The sequence below is a fragment of the Allorhizobium sonneratiae genome, from assembly GCF_023700755.1.
In the GTDB taxonomy this organism is placed as follows: domain Bacteria; phylum Pseudomonadota; class Alphaproteobacteria; order Rhizobiales; family Rhizobiaceae; genus Allorhizobium; species Allorhizobium sonneratiae.
Genome location: NZ_JAMKOJ010000011.1, coordinates 55,686 through 76,026 on the forward strand (window position 1 = coordinate 55,686; position 20,341 = coordinate 76,026).

Here is a 20,341-nt window from a genome sequence, read left to right on the forward strand (position 1 = left end):
GTGTGACCGGCTTCAAAGGAGCTTTGTTTTGCTTTGATTGGGTCCCGCTGCCGGTTGGGGACGTTTTGCAGGATTGAGACCATGGGTCAGATGATTCTTTATGTGCGCAGGCTGTTTTTCCCGATTGCGGTTGTGCTGGCGGGCTTTGCCTGCTGGCTGGTGATTGCGCCGCCGCAGCTTCTGCGGGTCGGGACGGGCTATGCCGCCAAAATGGTCTGCTCCAATGTCTTCATCGCAGGCCGTGATCCCGATATCGTCGTCTCTCGTGATGTGCAGGCGCCGGGCAATCCGTTGCTGCGCCTCCTGCGGGTGACGGTGGACAGACAGGAAAAACAGGTGACGGCCTATATGTTCGGAGCTTTCGCGCCGGGCATTGCCATTTACCGTCCGGGCCTCGGCTGCGCCAGCGTGCCGGATGGCCGGATGTCGCGTGCGCGTGAGGTGAAGCTTGCGGGCCAGCCTGAGCCGGTTGCAGCAAAGCCCGATATGGCCTGGCCGGATGGCGATGCTCCGGTCACGACCGCTGCGGCCCTCAAGCCGGTGCTGGAGGACAAGGCGCTGACCGGGCCGGGAATGCGGGCGGTTCTGGTGGTCAAGGATGGTGCGCTTGTCGGCGAAAGCTACGGTCAGGGTTTTGGGCCTGAACGCCCGCTGATCGGCTGGTCGATGACGAAAACCGTCACGGCCATGCTGGTTGGCGCGCGTATCGGCGAGGGCAAGCTGTCTCTGGATCAGGACCATCTTTTCACCAACTGGAACAAGGATGGCCGAGCCGCCATCAAGCTTGGTGACCTGATGGCAATGCAGAGCGGGCTGGCCTTCAACGAAGACTATGGCGATGTCAGCGATGTCACCCGGATGCTGTTTCTCAAGGCGGATGAGGCGGGCTTTGTCGCGCGCATGCCGCTCGAAGTTTCGCCGGGAAGCCGCTTCCGTTATTCCACCGGCACCGCCGTTCTCGTTGCGCGCGTGCTGATGAACAGTTTTGCTTCACGGGAAGAGGCGCTCGCTTATCCGCAGACAGCGCTTTTTGGTCCCCTCGGATTGCGACATGCCGTGTTTGAAGCGGATGAGGCCGGAACCCTTGCCGGCGGTTCCTATCTTTATGCAACCGCAAGGGATTGGGCCAGACTGGCCCAATTGCAGGTGCAGGATGGGATCTGGCAGGGAAAACGCCTGCTGCCGGAGGGCTATGTTGAAAACACGCTCTGGCGGCCAACCGCATCCTCCAAGGGCTCCTATACCCACGGCATGATGTGGCGGTCGGGGCCTGGGGGCGAGAAAGGCAAGGCTTACAGCCTGCCGGATGACACCGTATGGTTTGAAGGCCATGATGGGCAATCCATTGCCATCGTGCCCTCGCATAAGCTCATTGTGCTGCGCATGGGGCTGACGCCATCTTCCAGAGGCTATCTGCCTCAACCGCTGCTGAAAGCCGTTCTGGCGGCCGGTTACTGAAGCGGGTTACGCCAAAAAAATCAGCCCCCTTTGCCTCAATCTATATGACGATTGAGGCAAAGGGGGCTGTTCCATATCGTTATATCGGTCGCATAAACCGGCCGTAAGCCCGTTCAACCATCATGCAGAGAAATTTACAGCGTCGTTCGTTTGATAAAACATATGCACGCTGCTGGAAGATTACTGCATGAAACGGTCCATGCCCTTGCTTTTGGCTTCGGTGTAATAGCCTTTGGCATAGAGCCTGACGGCATTGTCATTGTTGTTTTCCGCCACCATCCATGCGCCGCGCAGATATTTGATCGCATATTTCAGGTTGGTTTCCGGATCGAAGAGGCCCTTGGGCGGGCCATCATAACCCATGGCTTTGGCCGTGTTGTAGCGAATCTGCATCAGGCCATAATTGCCGTGCCGGTAGGCACCGGGATTGTAGCGGCTCTCGCGGTAGATCACCCGATGAATGAGCTTGGGCGGCATATTGTAAAGGGCGGCATATTTGTCGACGAGGCTGTTGATGATCGTCGGTCCGCGGCTGGGGGAGTAGGATGAGGACGACAGCGTTTCCTTGGTGTCGGCCGAAAGCGATGCTGCGGTGACGGGGGCGCTTGTATCGAACTGGGCGTCCAGCATGGCAAAGCTCATGGAAGCGCCGGTTTTGGATGTCGTCTGGACCGCCGTCGGGGCAGGTATCGCAACAGCGACAGAGGTGGAGGCAAAATTGGGTGTCTGGGGGCGTGGCACCGGAACGGCATTGTGAATGGCGACGACATCGGGCTGAAGGGCTTCGTTTTCCAGGCCGATCGGCTGCTCGCTGGAGGCCGTTCCCGGCGCGACCGCACCCGCCTGTACGGAGGCAACCGTGGGGCCGGTAAAGGCCAGAGGCTGCTGTCGCGGATTTTGTGTGGGGATCGGGCCTTCGCCTGCGGCCAGATTGATGGCCCGTTCTGCGCCGCTTGCGGACGTGGGGGTGCTCGTCAGCGCGGTCACCGCCGTCTGGGTAAGACCGGAGCCGGTCTGTGTTGCCGCAACGGCAGAACCCGTTCCAGCCTTTTGGATCGCTGCCGGCTTGGGTGCAAGATCGGCCTTGGCGGTCTCGTTTGCAGTGGTACAACTCGAAAGGGCGGCAACGACAGCAGTGGTCACACTTAAAGCAATCGCGCGGTCCATCATACGGGGCATTCGTCTGTCCGTTCGTTGTTGCAACGATGTGCCGTTCTGAACGGCACACGAACTATTAACACCGGATTCACAAATTTGACAGCCCCGATGACGGTTGCGTGACCAATAGAGGGCGAAATTTACGAAAAAAAATTGGAATGCTTGAAAATATTTATTTTAAAACAGTGTCTTAATAATCCACAGGCTTGAATAAAAGTGATCGCGCGGCTGTCTCTTTTCCGTCACAGAGATGAAAATAATCGGATTTCAGGCCGCAATGCGTCGATAGCCAGCGCTGACGGCACGTGCGGAAATCAGCATGGTTTTGCCTTTGATATGAGGACTCAGCCGTGCTGAACGCCGCCGCAGCAAAGCTTTCATGGCATCGGGATAGATCGCCTGCAGCACGCTTGAGAGCGAGGCGAGGGCAATAAATACAGCCTCCAGTCGAAGGAAATCGCCGCGCGCGGGCATGAAGGCATTGCCCATCTGGCTTGAAAGCGCCAAGAGAAACAGAATGGCACGCAGATTGAGAGAGGCACGCAAGGCGGCGCGGGAGGCGACGATCACGGATCTGCGTTGCGCCAGATTGTCGTTATCGGCAATAGGGCCGGTCTGAAGCGGCGCACGCACAAGCCTCAGCGCGATGACCATCATCAGCGTCATGCCCGGCCAGGCCAGCAGCAGAAAAAGTGGGGCATCGATCAATGCCAGTGCCTGCATGGCCCCAATCGTCGCGCTTGCCATCACTGCATAGCCGATAATCGTGCCAAGAACGGCGGAGATCGCCAGTCGTCCGCCGCCAGCCTGACGGCTGGCGAGGATCCACAGACAAGGCCGTCCGGGAAAGACGAGAAAGGCGGCGGAGGCCGCACAAAACAATACCCAATCCTGAAACGCCATGACCCGACCTCCCGGTCTTCACTGTTCTTCCTGAGCGCGCGTTTCGATGTGACGAATGCAAACCGGCGCTCTCATTCTTTCTTGTCTTTGAGGCATGCTCTATCGATCCACCTGCGGCTTCGATCGCAATATGCCCTAATAGAAAGTGAAGACACCATTGTGGGTTCAGGTCAATGTGCTGGCCTAAATTTCTGACCGAGATGGTCCATGACCTCATGAAACCAGGGCGTATTGAGATCGAAGGCTTTGCCGCCCTTGATTCTTGGAAATTCAATGGTCCTCAGCTGGCCGCCGCGATCCTCGTCATGGCCCGTGACGCCGGAAATCCCGTTCAGCCCGCTTTCAACCGCCAGATCGACCATGCCCTGAATGAGCCGCAGATCCTCGTGGTTGGCAGGAGCGGAACGGGCATAGTAACCGGATTTCTGCACCATGGAGCGCTCCGCATCGAGCAGTTTGGCGAAATGTTTCTGGAACCAGTTGCCGACATTGATAGTGTCGAGCTTCACATGGCCGAAGGCGTCGCGCTTGATCTCCTCGCCCGCCGCCTCGCGGTCGGCGATGATTTCATCCATGCAGGCGCCTTCCGAAACGAAAAGCGTGACGAAGCCGGTGCGGTCCATCAGTTCCTTCAGCCGTTCGGCTTCGGCTTCCATGTCGAAATGGGTTTCGGGCAGATAAAGCCCGTCAATGGTCTTCAGCTCCTCATTCATCATGAAGCCTTCGACATAGTCATTGTGCTTGATTCGCTGGATATAGGCGCGTGCGGTCGCCGCCGTCAGCCAGCCGCAATGACGGCCCATGACCTCGTGAATGACCAGCGTGCGCGGGGCCGCACTCTGCTCGTTCGAGACATTGTCGAAAAAGCGGGCGCCGACCTCTGCTGCCGTCCAGGCGCCGAGCGATTGGCGAATCGGTACAACGTCATTGTCCACGGTTTTCGGCAGGCCGACCACGGTGAGATTATAGCCATTGGCGCCGAGATAGGCGGCAAGATCGGCCGCTGTGGTGTTGGTGTCGTCTCCGCCGATCGTGTGCAGAATGGTGACGCCGTCGGCAGCGAGCCGCTCGGCTGCCACCTGCAACGGGTTCTGGCCTTCCTGGATCAGGCCGCGCTTGAGGCAGTCGGCAACATTGGTCAGCTTGACCCGGCTGTTGCCGATGGGCGAGCCACCATAGCGGTGCAGCACATGCGCCTGTTCGCGCATTTTTGGCGTAATCTCGATCTTGTAATCCATCAGCAGGCCGCGATAGCCGGATTTATAAGCGACAAGCTCGGCATCGGGCGCGATTTCACTATAGCGCTCAATCAATCCGCCAACGGCGGAAGAGAGGCAGGGCGCAAGCCCCCCGGCGGTCAGCATTGCGACTTTGGTCTTGGCCATGAAACGGTCCTCTGCAACAGGGCGGATGAAAAGGTGTGTCGGTCCGTATCGTGACGTTTTGTCGCGCCCGGCTCCGTGGGTTCAAAGGGATGCGCAAAGAAAGTGGCTCTGTAAAGGAAAAAATCAAGGAAATTCCGGGGTTTCACCGAGGTTTCACAGTGCGCGGAAATATAATCGTTTCAAATGCCCATCATCCTGCCTGACTGTGGAAAACCCTGAAACGGCAGGGTTTGACGAAAGAGAAGACGTCGGCAAGCCTGCAATGGCAACTGAGTATGAACAAAGTTTAACCGGCGTGGTTGCGGTGCATGACTTGCTTTTATCTGAGAAAATAGGCCATTCTCATATCATGATATGGGATTTCACCTGCCAGACGTTATCGTCGATGTTCGAAAAACTGCTGGGCGCTGTCAGCGACGCGGCAGGCAGCGCGTTGTCGTCGATTGTCGAGGCAATCCGCACCATGTTCGAGGGCGATCCGGAAACACGACGCCGGGTGTCCTTCTCGGTGGCGATCATTGCGCTGTCGGCGAAAATGGCCAAGGCGGACGGCATCGTCTCTCAGGCCGAGGTCAATGCCTTCCGCGCCATTTTCGATTTTCCGCCGCAGGAGGCGCGCAATGTGGCGCGGCTTTACAATCTCGCCAAGCAGGATGTGGCAGGCTATGAGGCCTATGCTGAAAGGCTGGCGAGGCTTTGCGGTTCGGGCGCTCTGGGCTGCCCGGTGCTGGAAGAGATTGTCGATGCACTGTTTCACATCGCCACTGCCGACGGGCTGGTGCATGAAAACGAGCTGGCCTTTTTGAGCCGCATTGCCGATATTTTCGGCATCAGCGAAGAGCGGTTCGAAGCGATTGCCGCCCGTCATCTTTATCCGGATGAGGACCCTTACAGCATTCTCGGCGTGTCCCGCAGTGATGATTTCTCCACGATCCGCAAGCGTTACCGCGTGCTGGCTTCGGAACATCACCCGGATCGCCTTCATGCGCGCGGCCTGCCGCTGGAAATGCACGCCGCTGCCCATCAGCGCATGGCCGCCTTCAACGCTGCCTATGCAGCCATCGAAAAAGAACGCAAGGCTGCATGAGCATCGATTTTTCGGCCGATTACGCCAAGGCCTCTGTTTGTCCATCGCCCAATCATGGTGAGCGTGTCGGTGTGGCTGCACCGGACATGATCATTCTGCATTATACCGGAATGCCATCGGAAGACGCCGCGCTCGACTGGCTCTGCCGACCGGAAAGCGAAGTCTCCAGCCATTATCTGGTGCGCGAAAACGGTGAGGTGGTGCAGCTCGTGCCAGAAAGCCGTCGCGCCTGGCATGCCGGAAAAAGCCTCTGGGAGGGGCAGAGCGACAATAATTCGCGTTCCATCGGCATTGAAATCGCCAATGCCGGACATCCGGCGCTGCCGGATTATCCTGATGCGCAGATAAAAGCCGTCATCGAATTGTGTCGGGATTGTGCGGGTCGCTGGCAGATTGCCCCTGAAAAAGTGCTGGCACACTCTGATATTGCCCCCGGACGCAAGATCGATCCCGGTGAGCATTTCCCATGGTCAAAGTTGTATCAGGCCGGTGTCGGGCACTGGGTCGAGCCAGGCCCCATTACCGGCGGGCGCTTCTTCCAGCGTGGCGATTGCGGCGCGCCGATCGAGGCGGTGCAGTCCATGCTCGGGCTTTATGGCTATGGTCTTGAGGTCACAGGCCAATTTGACGCGCAGACCGAGACGGTGATCCGCAGTTTTCAGCTGCATTTTCGTCCCGAGCGGGTGGATGGCATCGCCGATGCGTCCACCATCAGCACACTGCATCGGCTGTTGCAGGCGCTGCCGCGATTTTCCTGATATTTATGACGGCTGTCTCGCTTTATGCGTGCATTTAAAGATTAAAAATTCACCGATTTTCGCTATGCCATAGGATTTCCTTATTGGCGGTTTTAAAAGACCTCGCTGAACGGCGGTGCCGATCCTGTTACGAATGGATCTTCCGCTATTGTCAACAGAAACGCGATGCGTAACGATTTTCTCTGTCAAGGAAAATCGGCTGGATAGACTTTGTCTTTATTTCGGTCTGCATTGCTTCATTGTTCGGAGTTTGACGATCTTCATGAAATCCCCTCTTTTTGCTGCTGCGGCATGCCTTGCCCTTTCTGTATCCTGCGTTTCTGTGGCCCATGCCGATGATGGACATCATGGCAGAACGCTTTTCAGCCTGTTTGGCGGTGGAAAATCCGATGATGCACCTGCGGCCATTAAGGACAAGGAAGAGGCGAAATTTCCCTATCAGACGCTGATTTCTTCCTATGCCAAGGCCTATGGCGTGCCGGTGAAGCTGGCGCGGGCCGTGGTCAACACCGAAAGCGGCTTCAATGCGAAAGCGCGGGGACGGCATGGGGAAATCGGCCTGATGCAGATCAAGCCCGCCACGGCGCGGGCCATGGGTTATAAAGGCTCGGTTGCAGGGCTTTACGATCCCGACACCAATCTCAAATACGGAATGAAATATCTGGCAATCGCCAATCGTCTCGGTGGCGGCGATACCTGTCAGGCGCTTCTGCGCTACAATGCCGGTCATGCCGCAACCCGGATGAACCCCACCTCCCGGGAATATTGCGGAGAGGTCATGGCCAAGATTGGCGAAAAGGTGTGATTCCGGCTTAAAAACAATGTCGCTGCCGCCATGCCTGATGCTATCCATGGTCTGTTTTAAAGCACGTTGCGGCTTATCAGCCTCATGCAACGTGCTTTAACAGGCTGCTGAAAAAGGCGGGCCGGGCTGAAAATGGTCTGATGCGGTGATTGAAAAGCACCCAAAAAGCGTTGCATATGACCTGTATGCGCCGTTTTTTGGCACTTTTACTCCCCAAAACATCCTCATTTTCAACTCCACCTGACTTTTTCAGCCGCCTGTTAAGTCTTTGTTTTGTCGCATGTCCGTTATCGGTTCATTGAGGACAATGAAACGCGACATGCTTAAAATGGAAGTTGGCCATGGGGGATCAGGTCTTCAACTATCTCATCATCGGGCGCGGCATGATGGGGGCTGCGGCGGCGCGGCATCTGGCGGACGCAAGCGATGGCGTGGCGCTGCTCGGGCCGGATGAGCCTGCCGAAAAGGCCACCCATCAGGGCGTTTTCGGCAGCCATTATGATGAGGCGCGCATCACCCGCACCATCGACCCGGACCCGGTCTGGGCGAAGCTCGCCCATCGCTCGATCGCCCGTTACGGCGAGATCGAACAGGCAAGCGGCATCCGCTTCTATCATGAGGCCGGATGTCTGATTGTCGGGCCGAAGCCGGTGGATGAGGCAAGCTATGTGACGAAGGTCGCGCGTGCGGCCTCTGCCCTTGGCGTCAGCACCGAATCCCTGAGCCCAGAGCAGTTGCAGAAACGCTTTGGCTATTTCAGTTTTGGCAGCGATGCCGCCGGAATTTATGAGGCGCGTCATGCCGGTTACGTCAATCCGCGACGTCTGGTCGAAGCGCAGTCGCTGCTGGTCGAGCGGGCAGGGGTGCGGCTCATTCGCCAGACGGCGGTAACAGTGCGTGACGAGGGCACGTATGTTGCCGTCGAGACCGACCGGGGCGAGACGCTGCGGGCCCGGAAGGTGCTGGTGGCCGCTGGCGGTTTTTCCATTGCCGACAGGCTGTTGCCGAAGACACTGGATCTTGCGGTTTATGCCCGCACTGTCGCGTTTTTCGAAATCGCCGAGGATCAGCTAGCGCATTATCAGGATATGCCATCCCTGATCCACGAGGCAGACGATCCAAAGGATCATATCTATCTTCTGCCGCCGGTGCGTTATCCTGACGGTAAGACTTATCTCAAGATCGGCGGTGATCCAGATGATCTCAAGCTGATCACGGAGCCGGATATCCGCGACTGGTTCAGAAGCGGCGGACGGACCGGCACCCGCGATCACCTCGCGCAAATCATTGGCGATCTCGTGCCGTCGCTTTCGCATGCGCCGCTCTCCATGGCGGCCTGCGTCACCTCTTTCACACCCACTGGCTATCCAGCCATCGGCTGGAGCGACAGTCCGCGGATCGGGGTTCTCGCCGGTGGCTGCGGGGCTGCGGCCAAAAGCTCGGATGAAATCGGCAGGATGGGGGCGATGCTGCTCTTGAACGGCTCGATTGCCGATCAGGGCTATGCGGCCGATTTTGCGCCGCGGTTTTTGGGGTAGCAATTGCCCCGCATCTCCGCTAATCACCCACCACCAGTCGGCCGGGCAGCCGCGCTTCACCAATGCCGAAAGGCGGTGAGGTGAGGAAAGTCCGGGCTCCACGGAAACACGGTGCCGGATAACGTCCGGCGAGGGCGACCTCAGGGACAGTGCCACAGAAATGAAACCGCTCCGGTCCGCCGGGGCAAGGGTGAAAAGGTGGGGTAAGAGCCCACCGCGGACCTGGCAACAGGGACGGCATGGTAAACCCCGCCGGGAGCAAGACCGAATAGGGATGACGCGGGCCGCGCAAGCGGTTACAGCCGGTTTTCGGGCCAGTCATCCGGGTGGGTTGCGAGAGGCGGCGCGCAAGCGCCGTCCCAGATGAATGGCTGCCACGTTCCGGGAAACCGGGGCCATACAGAACCCGGCTTATAGGCCGACTGGTAATTTCCTTTCAGCATGATGCCGGATGAGGAGAGATTGACTGTCCGCGAAACCGCCCTTTGGCTGTTGCGGCATGTTTTTCTCCCCTGAGTTGCTGCTATGATGTCAAGGATCACGTCCACTCACGCCTTCGTGGCGTCAGGCCCGTCTTTTCCGTCAGCTGGTTGACAAGTCCCTGAATATATGGGGTTAAAACTGCTATACGGTGGCCTTTGTGTCGTCTATCAGCTATGCCTGATAAGGCTGATTTAATAACCATTCATTAAACTTAACAGGATATAAACGAAGCATGCCGGAAAGCGGCTGCTGAACCCGTCCCATTGACGCCCATAATGTCCCATGGTATCCCAAAGCTGCACTGCAACAGGGTCGATTGAGGCCCGAACATGCGAAGTTGAAAGGCGGTTTAACACCGCTGAAGCCGCGTTGTTTACGGCTTCCGCCTTGCATGGCGAAGTGCGGTTTTATCAGTGGACATGCGGGTATGTGATCCGCGTTCATCGGAAGGAGGCGGCGGTAAGGCGTTATGAACCGCTTCTTGTCCAATGCGACCAACCGGATCGATGCGAAGGGACGGGTTTCCGTGCCGGCGTCGTTTCGTGCTGTGCTTGCTGGGCGGGAAATTCAGGAGCTTTACTGCATCCAGGATTTTATCTTTCCAGCCATCAGCATCGGCGGTCCGGATCTGCTCGAGCGATACGAGCGGCAAATGGTGTCGGCGGACCCGTTTTCGCCGGCAGCGAACGAGATGTCGCTGCTCATTCATGGTGGCGGCGTTTTCATGCGCCTCGACAGCGAGGGGCGGCTGATGGTCACGGATTTCATCCGCGACTTTACTGGCATTACCTCCGAGGTCACCTTTGTGGGGCGTTCGGATCATTTTCAGGTGTGGCGGCCCGAAGCGTTTCACGAGGCGCAGATGGCGGCAAGAAAGGGGCTGGCGCGTGTGACCGGCTCCTGAGGATGCGGAGACACGGAATGGCGACGGATCTTGGCGGAGGTGTCACTGAAGCCGAAGGCGGACCGGTCCGTCACATTCCGGTTCTTCTCAATGAGGTCGTCGAAGCCCTTGCGCCGCAGCCTGGCAAGATCATCCTTGATGGCACCTTCGGTGCGGGCGGTTATACCAGGGCTCTGCTTGAGGCGGGCGCCGATGTGATCGCGCTCGACCGCGATCCGACCGCAATTGCCGCTGGCCAGGCGCTGGTTGGCGCGTTCGGTGGCAGGCTTTCCCTTGTTCACACACAGTTTTCCGCTCTGGCCCATCATGCGCCTGAAGCTGGGCTTGATGGCGTCGTGCTCGACATCGGCGTTTCCTCCATGCAGATCGACGAGGCCGAACGCGGCTTTTCCTTTCAGAAAAACGGTCCGCTCGATATGCGCATGTCCGGTTCGGGCGTATCCGCCGCCGATGTGGTCAATCGTGCGAAAGTTGGCGATCTCATCCGTATTTTCGGTTTTCTCGGCGAGGAAAAGCAGGCGGGCCGCATTGCCCGCGCCATTGAAAAGCGCCGCGTGGAAAAACCGTTCGAGACCACCCGCGATCTGGCCGGAATGATCGAAATCGTGACGCCCCGCAAGGCCAAGGACAAGATTCATCCGGCAACGCGGGTGTTTCAGGCGCTGAGAATTTTCGTCAATGATGAACTCGGCGAACTGGTTGAGGCGCTGTTTGCCGCCGAGCAGGCGCTCAAGCCCGGCGGACGGCTGGTTGTAGTGACCTTTCATTCGCTTGAGGACCGCATCGTCAAGACCTTTTTCTCCGACCGGTCCGGCAAGGCGGCAGGCTCGCGGCATATGCCGATGGTGGCGGACCGTCCGGCGATTTTTACCCCTATCGGCAGGGGCCTGGTAACGGCTGGCGAGACGGAAGCTGAAGCCAATCCGCGCGCCCGTTCGGCCAAGCTCAGGGCAGGGCTGCGCACTGAGGCAAGAGCGATGAAGCCCGACCGCGCGATCTTCGACCTGCCGGCACTTGCAGACATACAGCGTATGGGAGCCTGAGATGATCCGGACTTTCGATCTCATTCTGATCGGCATCATGGCGGCATCGGCAACCGTGACCTATCAGATCAAGCATCGCACCGATGAAAAGGTGAAGGACCTGCATCACATCGAATCCGAGATCAAGCTGGAGAAGGACACGATCGATCTTCTCAATGCTGACTGGGCGCTTCTGACACAGCCCAACCGGCTGGAAAAGCTGGTGGCGACCTATGGACCGGAGCTGGATCTGCAGCAGACCGATCCAAACCAGCTGGCACGGGAAAATGAGCTTCCGATGCTGAAATCACAATTGCCCGTCCCGTCGCCCCTGCCGGAGGTTGCTCAGGGCAGGCCTGCCAAAACCGATTCCATCATCACGGGAGCTGTGAAACGCTGATGTCTTTCCTCGCCCGGATGATGCGTCTGAAAAGCAAGGCCCATTTCAATACCGATGCCGGCCAGGGGGCTGGTCTGCGCAATCGCGCCCGCGCCTTCGACGGTGCCAGCAAGCGCAAGGTCGATATGGCGCGCCGCCGCGTCGGCATGTTGCTGTTCGGCTTTGCCGCCTCCTATACGGTGATCGGCGCGCGTCTTGTTGAATATGGTTATACCCATCCTGAAACCACATCGGGCATCCTGCCGCCTGACCGGTTGATGGCGGCAAGACCCGATATTCTTGACCGCAACGGCCAGGTGCTGGCCACCGATATCCGCACCGTTTCGCTGTTTGCCGAGCCGAACCGGATCGTCGATGCAGACGAGGCGGCAGAAAAACTGGCAACGGTGCTGAGTGATCTCGATGTCAAGGACACCTATCGCAAGCTGACGTCGAAATCGCATTTCCAATGGCTGCGACGTCAGCTGACGCCGAAGCAGCAGAGCCAGATCCTGGCGCTCGGCATTCCCGGTATCGGCTTCCGTCCGGAAATCCGGCGGTTTTATCCCGGCGGCTCGACGGCGGCCCATATTGTCGGTTTCGTCAATATCGACAATCGTGGCATGGCCGGTATGGAGAAATATATCGACAATCAGGGCCTGGCCGAACTGGCCGATCTCGGGATGACGTCGAATGCGCCGCTGGAGCCGGTCCGGCTATCGATCGATCTGCGCGTGCAGAATATTCTGCATGACATCGTCAAGAACGCCATGATTGACTACAAGGCCAAATCCACCGGAGCCGTCGTGCTTGACGTCAATACGGGTGAAGTTATTGCCATGGCCTCCTATCCCGATTTCGATCCCAACCACCCGGAGGAAGGCTCGAAGGACGGTTGGCTGAACCGCATGTCGAACGGCACGTTCGAAATGGGATCGACGTTCAAATCTTTCACCATCGCCATGGGGCTTGATACTGGCAAGGTCAAGCTGACCGACAGTTTCGATGCGCGCTATCCGATCAGAATCGACGGTTTCACCATTCATGACGATCACGCGCAGAGCCGTTTTCTGACGGTTCCTGACATTTTCCGCTATTCCTCGAATATCGGCACGGCCAAACTGGCACAAACCGTCAGCATTGCCGAACACAAGGCATTCCTGACCCGGCTTGGGCTGTTGACCAAGATGAAGACGGAACTGCCCGAAGTGAAAATGCCGTCCCAGCCGCGGGAATGGAAACCGATCAACCAGATCACCATCGCCTTTGGCCATGGTATTGCGACAACGCCCTTGCAGACCGCCGTTGCCGGTGCGGCCCTGATGAATGGCGGCAAGCTGATCGAGCCGACCTTCCTGCCGCGCACGGTGGAGCAGGCTGATGATGTGGCTGAGGCTGTGATCAAGCCATCAACCAGCGCCGATATGCGCTATCTCTTTGAGTATAATGGGGTTCTCGGCTCCGGTCGGCGTGCTCGCGTTCCCGGTTTCGATGTCGGTGGTAAGACCGGCACCGCTGACAAGGTCGTCAATGGCCGCTATGACCACAAGCTGAATTTCAACGCTTTTCTGGGCGCTTTTCCCATGAGCAAGCCGCGCTATGTGGTGCTCAGTTTTTGTGATGAGCCCTTGACCGGTGAAAATGGCGGTACGCTTTCTGCCTATACCGCAGCGCCGATGGTGCGCGATATTATTCGCAGAAGCGCCCCAATTCTTGGTGTAGAACCTGATTTCGGACCGGCGGGGAAAGATACACTCGTGTCCTATTGATCATACTGATATGCAGACTCACCGGTAAAACAGGGCCGGTGAGACAAGGGGACAAGTAAACGATGAAATTGCGCGATCTCGCCAATGGTCTTGTTGAACTGGCTGATAAGCCCGCCGCTTTGGGCGATTTGGTGATTTCAGGCCTGACGGCTGACAGCCGCAAGGCCGGACCCGGAATGCTGTTTTTCGCACTGTCCGGGGTAAAAGCTGACGGTGCGTCTTTCGTTGCCGATGCCGTGGCGCGTGGCGCTTCAGCCGTTGTGGCGGGCCAGATGCTTGAGACGGATGTTCCGGTTCTGGTGGTGGATAATCCCCGCCATGTGCTGTCGATGATGGCTGCCCGTTTTTACGGAGCCCAGCCCGAGACAATGGTTGCCGTTACCGGCACGGCGGGCAAGACCTCGGTCGCCTCCTTTGTCCGTCAGATCTGGGCCGAGGCAGGGTTTGTCAGCGCTCAGATCGGCACGACCGGTGTGATTTCGCCCAAACGCCAGGGCGAGGGTCTGCTGACCACGCCCGATCCTGTGGCGCTGCATGCTCTCCTGGCAGAACTTGCCGCAGAAGGCGTGACCCACGCCGCCATGGAAGCCTCCAGCCATGGTCTCGACCAGAGCCGCCTCGACGGCGTTCGGCTGAAAGCGGCGGCCTTCACCAATCTTGGCCGCGACCATATGGATTATCACCCGACGGTCGAACATTACATGGCCGCCAAGATGCGTCTCTTCGACACGCTTTTGCCGAAAGGTGCGCCTGCCGTGATCTATGCCGATGACGAATGGTCCGGCGAGGCAATCCGCGTAGCCCGTGCCGCAGGCCATGACGTGCTGACCGTGGGCCGTGCCGGCGATTTTCTGACGCTGAAACGGGTCGAGCATTTCCGTCACCATCAGATGGCTGAAATTCATCATCAAGGGTCGATCTATGAGGTCGATCTGCCACTGGCCGGGGATTTCCAGATCGCCAATGCACTGGTTGCCGCAGGGCTGGTGATGGCGACCGGCGTTGCCGCTCCGGTGGCGCTGAAGGCGCTGGAAAGGCTGAAAGGGGCCGCCGGGCGGCTGGAACTTGTGGCGCAGACGAAGACCGGCGCGCTGGCTTATGTCGATTATGCCCACAAGCCCGATGCGCTGGAAAAGGTGCTGACGGCGGTTCGTCCCTTCACCTCCGGCCGGATCATCACCGTGTTCGGTTGCGGTGGCGACCGCGACCGGGGCAAGCGGCCGATCATGGGCGAGATTGCCGATCGCCTCGCTGATATCGCGATTGTCACCGATGATAATCCGCGCTCGGAAGTTGCCGCCGACATCCGGGCCGAAGTCATGGCCGGATGCCCGAAAGGCATTGAAATCGGCGACCGTGCCCAGGCGATCCGCGCCGCCGTCGCCATGCTTGCCACCGGCGATACGCTGATCGTGGCGGGCAAGGGCCATGAAGAAGGGCAGAAGATCGGCACGGTGGTTCTGCCCTTTTCCGACCACATCGAAATCCGGAAAGCCATGGAGGAATTCCACCCTTGACCTTTCTCTGGACCAGTGACGACATGGTCGCCGCCATGGGCGGACGGCCTTTGGGGACACTTCCCGCCGGGATCACCGGCATTTCCATTGACAGCCGCACGATCCGGCCCGGCGAAGCCTTCTTCGCTATTAAGGGCGACCGGGTGGACGGGCATGATTTTGCCAGCATCGCCGTGGCCAATGGCGCGGCGCTGATGGTGGTCAATGAGGCAAAGCTGCCGGCCCTTGGACGCTTGACCGTGCCGATGATCGTGGTGGATGACGTGCTTGCCGCCCTTGGGCGCCTCGCCGTTGCTGCGCGTTCGCGTTCTCGCGCGCGCATCGTTGCCGTGACCGGCTCGGTCGGCAAGACCACGACCAAGGAAATGCTCCGTCAGGTGCTCGCGCCCTCAGGCGAGGTCCATGCGGCGGTCGCTTCCTTCAACAATCATTGGGGTGTGCCGCTGACACTCGCCCGCATGCCGGAAAGCGCTGCCTTCGGCGTCTTCGAAATCGGCATGAACCATGGTGGTGAAATTACGCCGCTGGTGGCCATGGTCAGGCCGCATCTGGCGATGATCACCACGATTGCGCCGGCCCATCTCGGCAATTTCAACAGCGTCGACGAGATCGCCGCTGCCAAGGCCGAAATTTTCACCGGTGTCGTGCCGGAAGGCAAGGCGCTGATCAATCGTGACAATCCCTATTTTGAATATCTGGATCGGGCAGCACTTGATGCCGGGGTGCGTGAGGTGCATTCCTTTGGCCAGCATCCGCGTGCCGAATACCGGCTGGCGGAGTTCGACGGGGCGTCGGAAAGCTCGACCATGTGGGCGGTGATCGAGGGCGTGACCCATGAGGTGACCTTGCCTGCCCCCGGGCGTCACATTGCCGAAAATGCCGTGGCGGCGCTGGGTGCTGTGCATCTTCTTGGCGGCGATCTCGACGCTGCCATCGAGGCGCTGGCCTATCTGCAGCCGGTCAAGGGGCGCGGTGAGCGCCATCGTCGCCGCCTGACCGGTGGCGGCACATTCACTCTGATCGACGAAAGCTACAATGCCAATCCCGCCTCGATGCGTGCGGCCATTGCCGTTCTCGCCTCCGCCCGGCCGGATGGCGAGGGGCGGCGCATCGCTGTTTTGGGCGACATGCTGGAACTGGGCGAGATGGCGCAGGAACTGCATGGCGATCTGGCCGGTCCGCTGATGGCTGCGGGGATCGATCACGTCTGGCTGGCCGGTCCGGAGATGGCGGCGCTCAAGGCGCAATTGCCCGAAACCGTCAGCAGTGTCTGGTTTCCAGACACGGCTGCCCTTGTCGATTTCGCGGTCAACAGTGTTATGGCGGGCGATGTGCTGATGGTAAAATCGTCTCTCGGGCTCGGTTTCGGCAAGATCGTCGCGGCCCTGCTTGACAAGTATCCGTCATTGGACGACACCCCCCGCCCGTAACCTGATCTTTTGCGGTCCGACCTTGCTGCCGGGCCGGTTTTTTTGGAAAGTGCGTTTATGCTCATCTGGCTTGTCGAGCTTGCAAACCACGTACAGTTTTTCAACCTGTTCCGGTACATCACTTTCCGGACGGGGGCGGCCATGTTTACGGCGGCGCTCATCGTCTTCCTGTTTGGTCCGGCGATCATTTCCTCTCTCAGAGTGCGTCAGGGGAAAGGTCAGCCGATCCGGGCGGATGGGCCGCAGACCCATTTCAAAAAGGCCGGTACGCCGACCATGGGCGGATTGATGATTCTGGCGGGCATTGTCGGCTCCTCACTGCTCTGGGCCGATCTGTCCAACACCTATGTCGTCGCCACCCTGCTGGTGACACTGGGCTTTGGTGCCATCGGCTTTTACGATGACTATCTCAAAGTGACGAAACAATCCGACAAGGGCTTTTCCGGTCGGGCGCGGCTTGGCATCGAATTTCTGATCGCCGGGATTGCTGTCTTCTTCATGATGGAGGCGGCCAAGGTTTCTGCGCCGCAGGGACCACATCTCGCCACCTCGCTTGCGTTTCCCTTCTTCAAGGACATGTTGCTCAATCTGGGCTATTTCTTTGTGCCTTTCGGCGCCTTCGTCATTGTCAGCGCTGGCAATGCGGTCAACCTGACGGACGGTCTGGACGGGCTTGCCATCGGCCCGGTCATGGTGGCCTCCGCCGCTTTCGGCCTGATCGCCTATCTGGCGGGCAATGCGGTGTTTTCCGGTTATCTGCAGATCAATTTCGTGCCCGGCACGGGTGAGCTTGCCGTCATTCTCGGCGCGGTCATCGGTGCGGGTCTTGGCTTTTTGTGGTTCAATGCGCCACCTGCGGCGATTTTCATGGGCGATACCGGCTCGCTGGCGCTGGGCGGGCTGATCGGTACGGTGGCGGTTGCCACCAAGCATGAAATCGTCATGGCGATCATTGGCGGTCTTTTCGTCATGGAAACGCTTTCGGTGATCATTCAGGTCTTCTGGTTCAAGCGCACCGGCAGGCGCGTTTTCCTGATGGCACCGATCCATCACCATTTTGAAAAAAAGGGCTGGACGGAAAGCCAGGTGGTGATCCGCTTCTGGATCATTGCCATCGGCCTTGCAATGCTGGGCCTTTCCACCCTGAAACTGCGGTGAGGCGGCCATGATCCCGGTCACCACTTTCAAACATCGTCGGGTTGCGCTCTTCGGGCTGGGCGGTTCGGGCTTTGCCACAGCCAAGGCGCTCGTCGCCGGTGGAGCCGATGTGGTGGTCTGGGACGACAATCCCGACAGTGTCGAAAAAGCCCGTGCACAAGGCCTGACGGCTGAAGACCTGCGCAAGCTCGACTGGTCGCGTCTTGCCGCGCTGGTGCTGGCGCCCGGTGTGCCACTCACCCACCCAAAGCCGCATTGGTGCGTCGATCTTGCCCATGCTGCCGGTGTCGAGATCATCGGCGATGTCGAGCTTTTCGTGCGGGAAAGACGCGCGCAGGCACCCTCTGCTCCCTTTATCGCCATCACTGGCACCAATGGCAAATCCACGACAACCGCGCTGATTGCCCATATCCTCAAGGCGAGCGGACGTGATGTGCAGCTTGGCGGCAATATCGGCACGGCGGTGCTGACACTCGATCCGGTGGCGGAAAACCGCTTTTATGTGGTCGAGTGCTCCTCCTTTCAAATCGATCTTGCGCCGACGCTTGATCCCAGTGTCGGCATATTGCTCAATCTGACGCCTGATCATCTCGATCGTCACGGCACGATGGAGCATTATGCCGGAATCAAGGAACGGCTGGTCGCCGGTAGCCGGATTGCCATTGTTGGCGTCGATGATGCCTTCTGCGAACGCATTGCCGAACGGCTTGAGCGTGTGGCGGATAGGGACCGTACCATGCTGCGCCTGTCGAAACGTCAGCCGCTTGCTGACGGTTTTTACAATCAGAACCATCAGATCTTTCGGGCCGAGGGTGGGGAGGCGCGTCTCATCGCCGATCTTAACGGCATTGCCACGCTGCGCGGCAGCCACAATGCCCAGAATGCGGCGGCGGCGATTGCGGCCTGCCTTGCCGTGGGGCTGAGCGAAGATGAGGTGAAGGCGGGACTTTCCAGCTTTCCCGGACTCAAACATCGGATGCAGCCGGTTGGACGGCGCGGCCATGTGGTCTTCGTCAATGACAGCAAGGCGACCAATGCGGAGGCGGCAGCGCCTGCGCTGTCCAGCTATGAGCGGATTTACTGGATTGCCGGTGGCCTGCCGAAAGAGGGCGGGATCACCGCGCTTGCGCCGCTTTTTCCGCGCATCGCCAAGGCCTATCTCATCGGTGAAGCGGCATCCGCCTTTGCCGCAACGCTGGGCGCTGCCGTGCCTTTTGAAATTTCCGGTACGCTGGATCAGGCAGTTGCTCATGCAAATGCGGATGCGAGCGCCGATTCTGATGGCAGGGAGGTTGCGGTGATGCTGTCTCCGGCTTGCGCAAGCTTCGATCAATACAAGAATTTTGAGGCCCGTGGCGACCGCTTCGTCGCACTTGTCGCCGGGCTCGGTACAGTCGACATGCTGGTTGAGACGTAAACAAGGATTGGCGATATGGTAAGCCGCGCGGAACGTGGTGCTCTGGCCGACTGGTTCTGGACCATCGACCGCTTCTTTCTGATCACCTTCATCGTGTTGATGGGGATCGGCTTCATGCTGTCTTTTGCCGCCTCTCCGGCGGTGGCCGAGCGCATCGGGCTTGACAGTTTTCACTTCGTCAAGCGTCAGGCGCTGTTTACCATTCCATCCATCGCCACCATGATCGGTCTGTCCTTTCTCACGCCCCGGCAGGTGCGTCGCACGGCGCTGGTGGTGCTTTTAGGCTCGATTGGCCTGATGATCCTGGCGCTGTTTTTCGGACCGGAGGTCAAGGGGGCGCATCGCTGGATCAATTTCGGCAGCCTGTCGATCCAGCCGTCGGAATTCATGAAGCCGGCCTTTGTTGTCGTCTGCGCCTGGCTCTTTGCCGAACATGTGCGTCACCCCGATATTCCGGGCAATTTCTTCGCCATCCTGCTCTATATGGTGGTGGTGGCACTGTTGATGGTGCAGCCGGATTTCGGCCAGACCATTCTGACATCGGTGGTCTGGGGAGCGATGTTCTTCATGGCCGGTGTGCCGTGGCTGTGGATCATTCTTCTGGTCGTCGGCGGCGGTGTCGGCTCCTATCTCGCTTATTACACCATGCCGCACGTGGCGGGCCGTATCGACCGCTTCCTGACGGGGCAGGGTGATACGTTCCAGGTGGATACGGCGCGCGAAGCCATCATCCGTGGCAACTGGTTCGGTGTCGGGCCGGGCGAGGGCATCATCAAGCGGGTCATTCCCGACGCCCATACCGACTTCATCTTTTCGGTGGCGGCTGAGGAATTCGGCATCATCTTCTGCATGGCGCTGGTGGCGATTTTTGCGGTTCTGGTGATCCGTGGTCTGCGTCATGCTTATCGTGAAAAAGACGATTTCAACCGCTTTGCCGTTGCCGGTCTGGTGTTGCAGATCGGGGTGCAGTCGATGATCAATATCGGCGTTAATCTGCAATTGCTGCCCGCCAAGGGCATGACCCTGCCGCTGATTTCCTATGGCGGTTCGTCCATGGTGGCGATATGCATTACGGCAGGTTTCATTCTGGCCCTGACCCGGCACAGGCCCGAACAGCGCTCGCAGGAGCGGCGGCTGTTCCGGTCGGCCCAGGGCGTACCGGCGGAGTAG

At 58.9% G+C, this 20,341-nt stretch carries 17 protein-coding genes and 1 other RNA gene; 15 read left to right on the forward strand and 3 right to left on the reverse strand.

Annotation, left to right across the window (positions count from 1 at the left end; translation table 11 throughout):
- The first annotated feature begins 81 nt into the window (after window positions 1-81).
- On the forward strand, window positions 82-1,458 hold the full coding sequence (locus NAC44_RS17925; RefSeq protein ID WP_250942930.1) for a serine hydrolase domain-containing protein: 1,377 nt from the start codon (window positions 82-84) through the stop codon (window positions 1,456-1,458).
- Window positions 1,459-1,638: 180 nt separating this feature from the next.
- On the opposite strand, the gene NAC44_RS17930 is transcribed toward NAC44_RS17925, so the two are convergent.
- The 3 genes from NAC44_RS17930 to NAC44_RS17940 form a co-directional block, all read right to left on the reverse strand.
- On the reverse strand, window positions 1,639-2,637 hold the full coding sequence (locus NAC44_RS17930) for a transglycosylase SLT domain-containing protein (protein WP_250942931.1): 999 nt from the start codon (window positions 2,635-2,637) through the stop codon (window positions 1,639-1,641).
- A gap of 246 nt (window positions 2,638-2,883) precedes the next feature.
- Window positions 2,884-3,519 carry a hypothetical protein gene (locus tag NAC44_RS17935; protein WP_250942932.1) on the reverse strand — a complete coding sequence of 212 codons (636 nt, stop codon included), beginning with the start codon at window positions 3,517-3,519 and terminating at the stop codon, window positions 2,884-2,886.
- Window positions 3,520-3,689: 170 nt separating this feature from the next.
- Window positions 3,690-4,904, reverse strand: a complete 1,215-nt coding sequence (locus NAC44_RS17940) for a pyrophosphate--fructose-6-phosphate 1-phosphotransferase (RefSeq protein ID WP_250942933.1) — start codon at window positions 4,902-4,904, stop codon at window positions 3,690-3,692.
- A 349-nt stretch (window positions 4,905-5,253) separates the two neighbouring features.
- Here NAC44_RS17940 and NAC44_RS17945 point away from each other — a divergent pair, with 349 nt between their 5' ends.
- The 14 genes from NAC44_RS17945 (at window position 5,254) to ftsW (ending at window position 20,341) form a co-directional block, all read left to right on the forward strand.
- Complete coding sequence (locus NAC44_RS17945) at window positions 5,254-5,991, forward strand: J domain-containing protein (protein ID WP_250942934.1); 738 nt, start codon at window positions 5,254-5,256, stop codon at window positions 5,989-5,991.
- Window positions 5,988-6,749, forward strand: a complete 762-nt coding sequence (locus NAC44_RS17950) for an N-acetylmuramoyl-L-alanine amidase (RefSeq protein WP_250942935.1) — start codon at window positions 5,988-5,990, stop codon at window positions 6,747-6,749. The genes NAC44_RS17945 and NAC44_RS17950 overlap by 4 nt, the downstream gene beginning before the upstream one ends.
- 262 nt (window positions 6,750-7,011) lie before the next feature.
- On the forward strand, window positions 7,012-7,554 hold the full coding sequence (locus tag NAC44_RS17955) for a lytic transglycosylase domain-containing protein (RefSeq protein WP_250942936.1): 543 nt from the start codon (window positions 7,012-7,014) through the stop codon (window positions 7,552-7,554).
- Between the two features lie 341 nt (window positions 7,555-7,895).
- Window positions 7,896-9,092 carry an NAD(P)/FAD-dependent oxidoreductase gene (locus tag NAC44_RS17960; protein WP_250942937.1) on the forward strand — a complete coding sequence of 399 codons (1,197 nt, stop codon included), beginning with the start codon at window positions 7,896-7,898 and terminating at the stop codon, window positions 9,090-9,092.
- Between the two features lie 33 nt (window positions 9,093-9,125).
- Window positions 9,126-9,522, forward strand: an RNA gene (gene rnpB / locus NAC44_RS17965) — RNase P RNA component class A.
- 522 nt (window positions 9,523-10,044) lie between these two features.
- Window positions 10,045-10,479 (forward strand): division/cell wall cluster transcriptional repressor MraZ, encoded by a 435-nt coding sequence (gene mraZ / locus NAC44_RS17970; RefSeq protein WP_250942938.1) that lies wholly within the window; start codon window positions 10,045-10,047, stop codon window positions 10,477-10,479.
- Between the two features lie 17 nt (window positions 10,480-10,496).
- The gene (rsmH, locus tag NAC44_RS17975; protein ID WP_250942939.1) at window positions 10,497-11,522 is read left to right on the forward strand and encodes a 16S rRNA (cytosine(1402)-N(4))-methyltransferase RsmH; all 1,026 of its coding nucleotides are present in this window, start codon (window positions 10,497-10,499) and stop codon (window positions 11,520-11,522) included.
- A 1-nt stretch (window position 11,523) separates the two neighbouring features.
- Window positions 11,524-11,901 carry a cell division protein FtsL gene (ftsL, locus tag NAC44_RS17980; RefSeq protein ID WP_250942940.1) on the forward strand — a complete coding sequence of 126 codons (378 nt, stop codon included), beginning with the start codon at window positions 11,524-11,526 and terminating at the stop codon, window positions 11,899-11,901.
- Window positions 11,901-13,649, forward strand: a complete 1,749-nt coding sequence (locus NAC44_RS17985) for a peptidoglycan D,D-transpeptidase FtsI family protein (protein ID WP_250942941.1) — start codon at window positions 11,901-11,903, stop codon at window positions 13,647-13,649. The genes ftsL and NAC44_RS17985 overlap by 1 nt, the downstream gene beginning before the upstream one ends.
- Before the next feature lie 62 nt (window positions 13,650-13,711).
- Complete coding sequence (locus tag NAC44_RS17990) at window positions 13,712-15,166, forward strand: UDP-N-acetylmuramoyl-L-alanyl-D-glutamate--2,6-diaminopimelate ligase (protein WP_250942942.1); 1,455 nt, start codon at window positions 13,712-13,714, stop codon at window positions 15,164-15,166.
- Window positions 15,163-16,596 carry a UDP-N-acetylmuramoylalanyl-D-glutamyl-2,6-diaminopimelate--D-alanyl-D-alanine ligase gene (locus NAC44_RS17995; RefSeq protein WP_250942943.1) on the forward strand — a complete coding sequence of 478 codons (1,434 nt, stop codon included), beginning with the start codon at window positions 15,163-15,165 and terminating at the stop codon, window positions 16,594-16,596. Before NAC44_RS17990 ends, NAC44_RS17995 begins: the two co-directional genes overlap by 4 nt.
- Window positions 16,597-16,653: 57 nt before the next feature.
- Window positions 16,654-17,754: a phospho-N-acetylmuramoyl-pentapeptide-transferase gene (gene mraY, locus NAC44_RS18000; protein WP_250942944.1), complete on the forward strand. Its 1,101-nt coding sequence runs from the start codon at window positions 16,654-16,656 to the stop codon at window positions 17,752-17,754.
- Between the two features lie 7 nt (window positions 17,755-17,761).
- On the forward strand, window positions 17,762-19,171 hold the full coding sequence (gene murD, locus NAC44_RS18005; RefSeq protein WP_250942945.1) for a UDP-N-acetylmuramoyl-L-alanine--D-glutamate ligase: 1,410 nt from the start codon (window positions 17,762-17,764) through the stop codon (window positions 19,169-19,171).
- A gap of 15 nt (window positions 19,172-19,186) precedes the next feature.
- On the forward strand, window positions 19,187-20,341 hold the full coding sequence (ftsW, locus tag NAC44_RS18010) for a putative lipid II flippase FtsW (protein WP_250942946.1): 1,155 nt from the start codon (window positions 19,187-19,189) through the stop codon (window positions 20,339-20,341).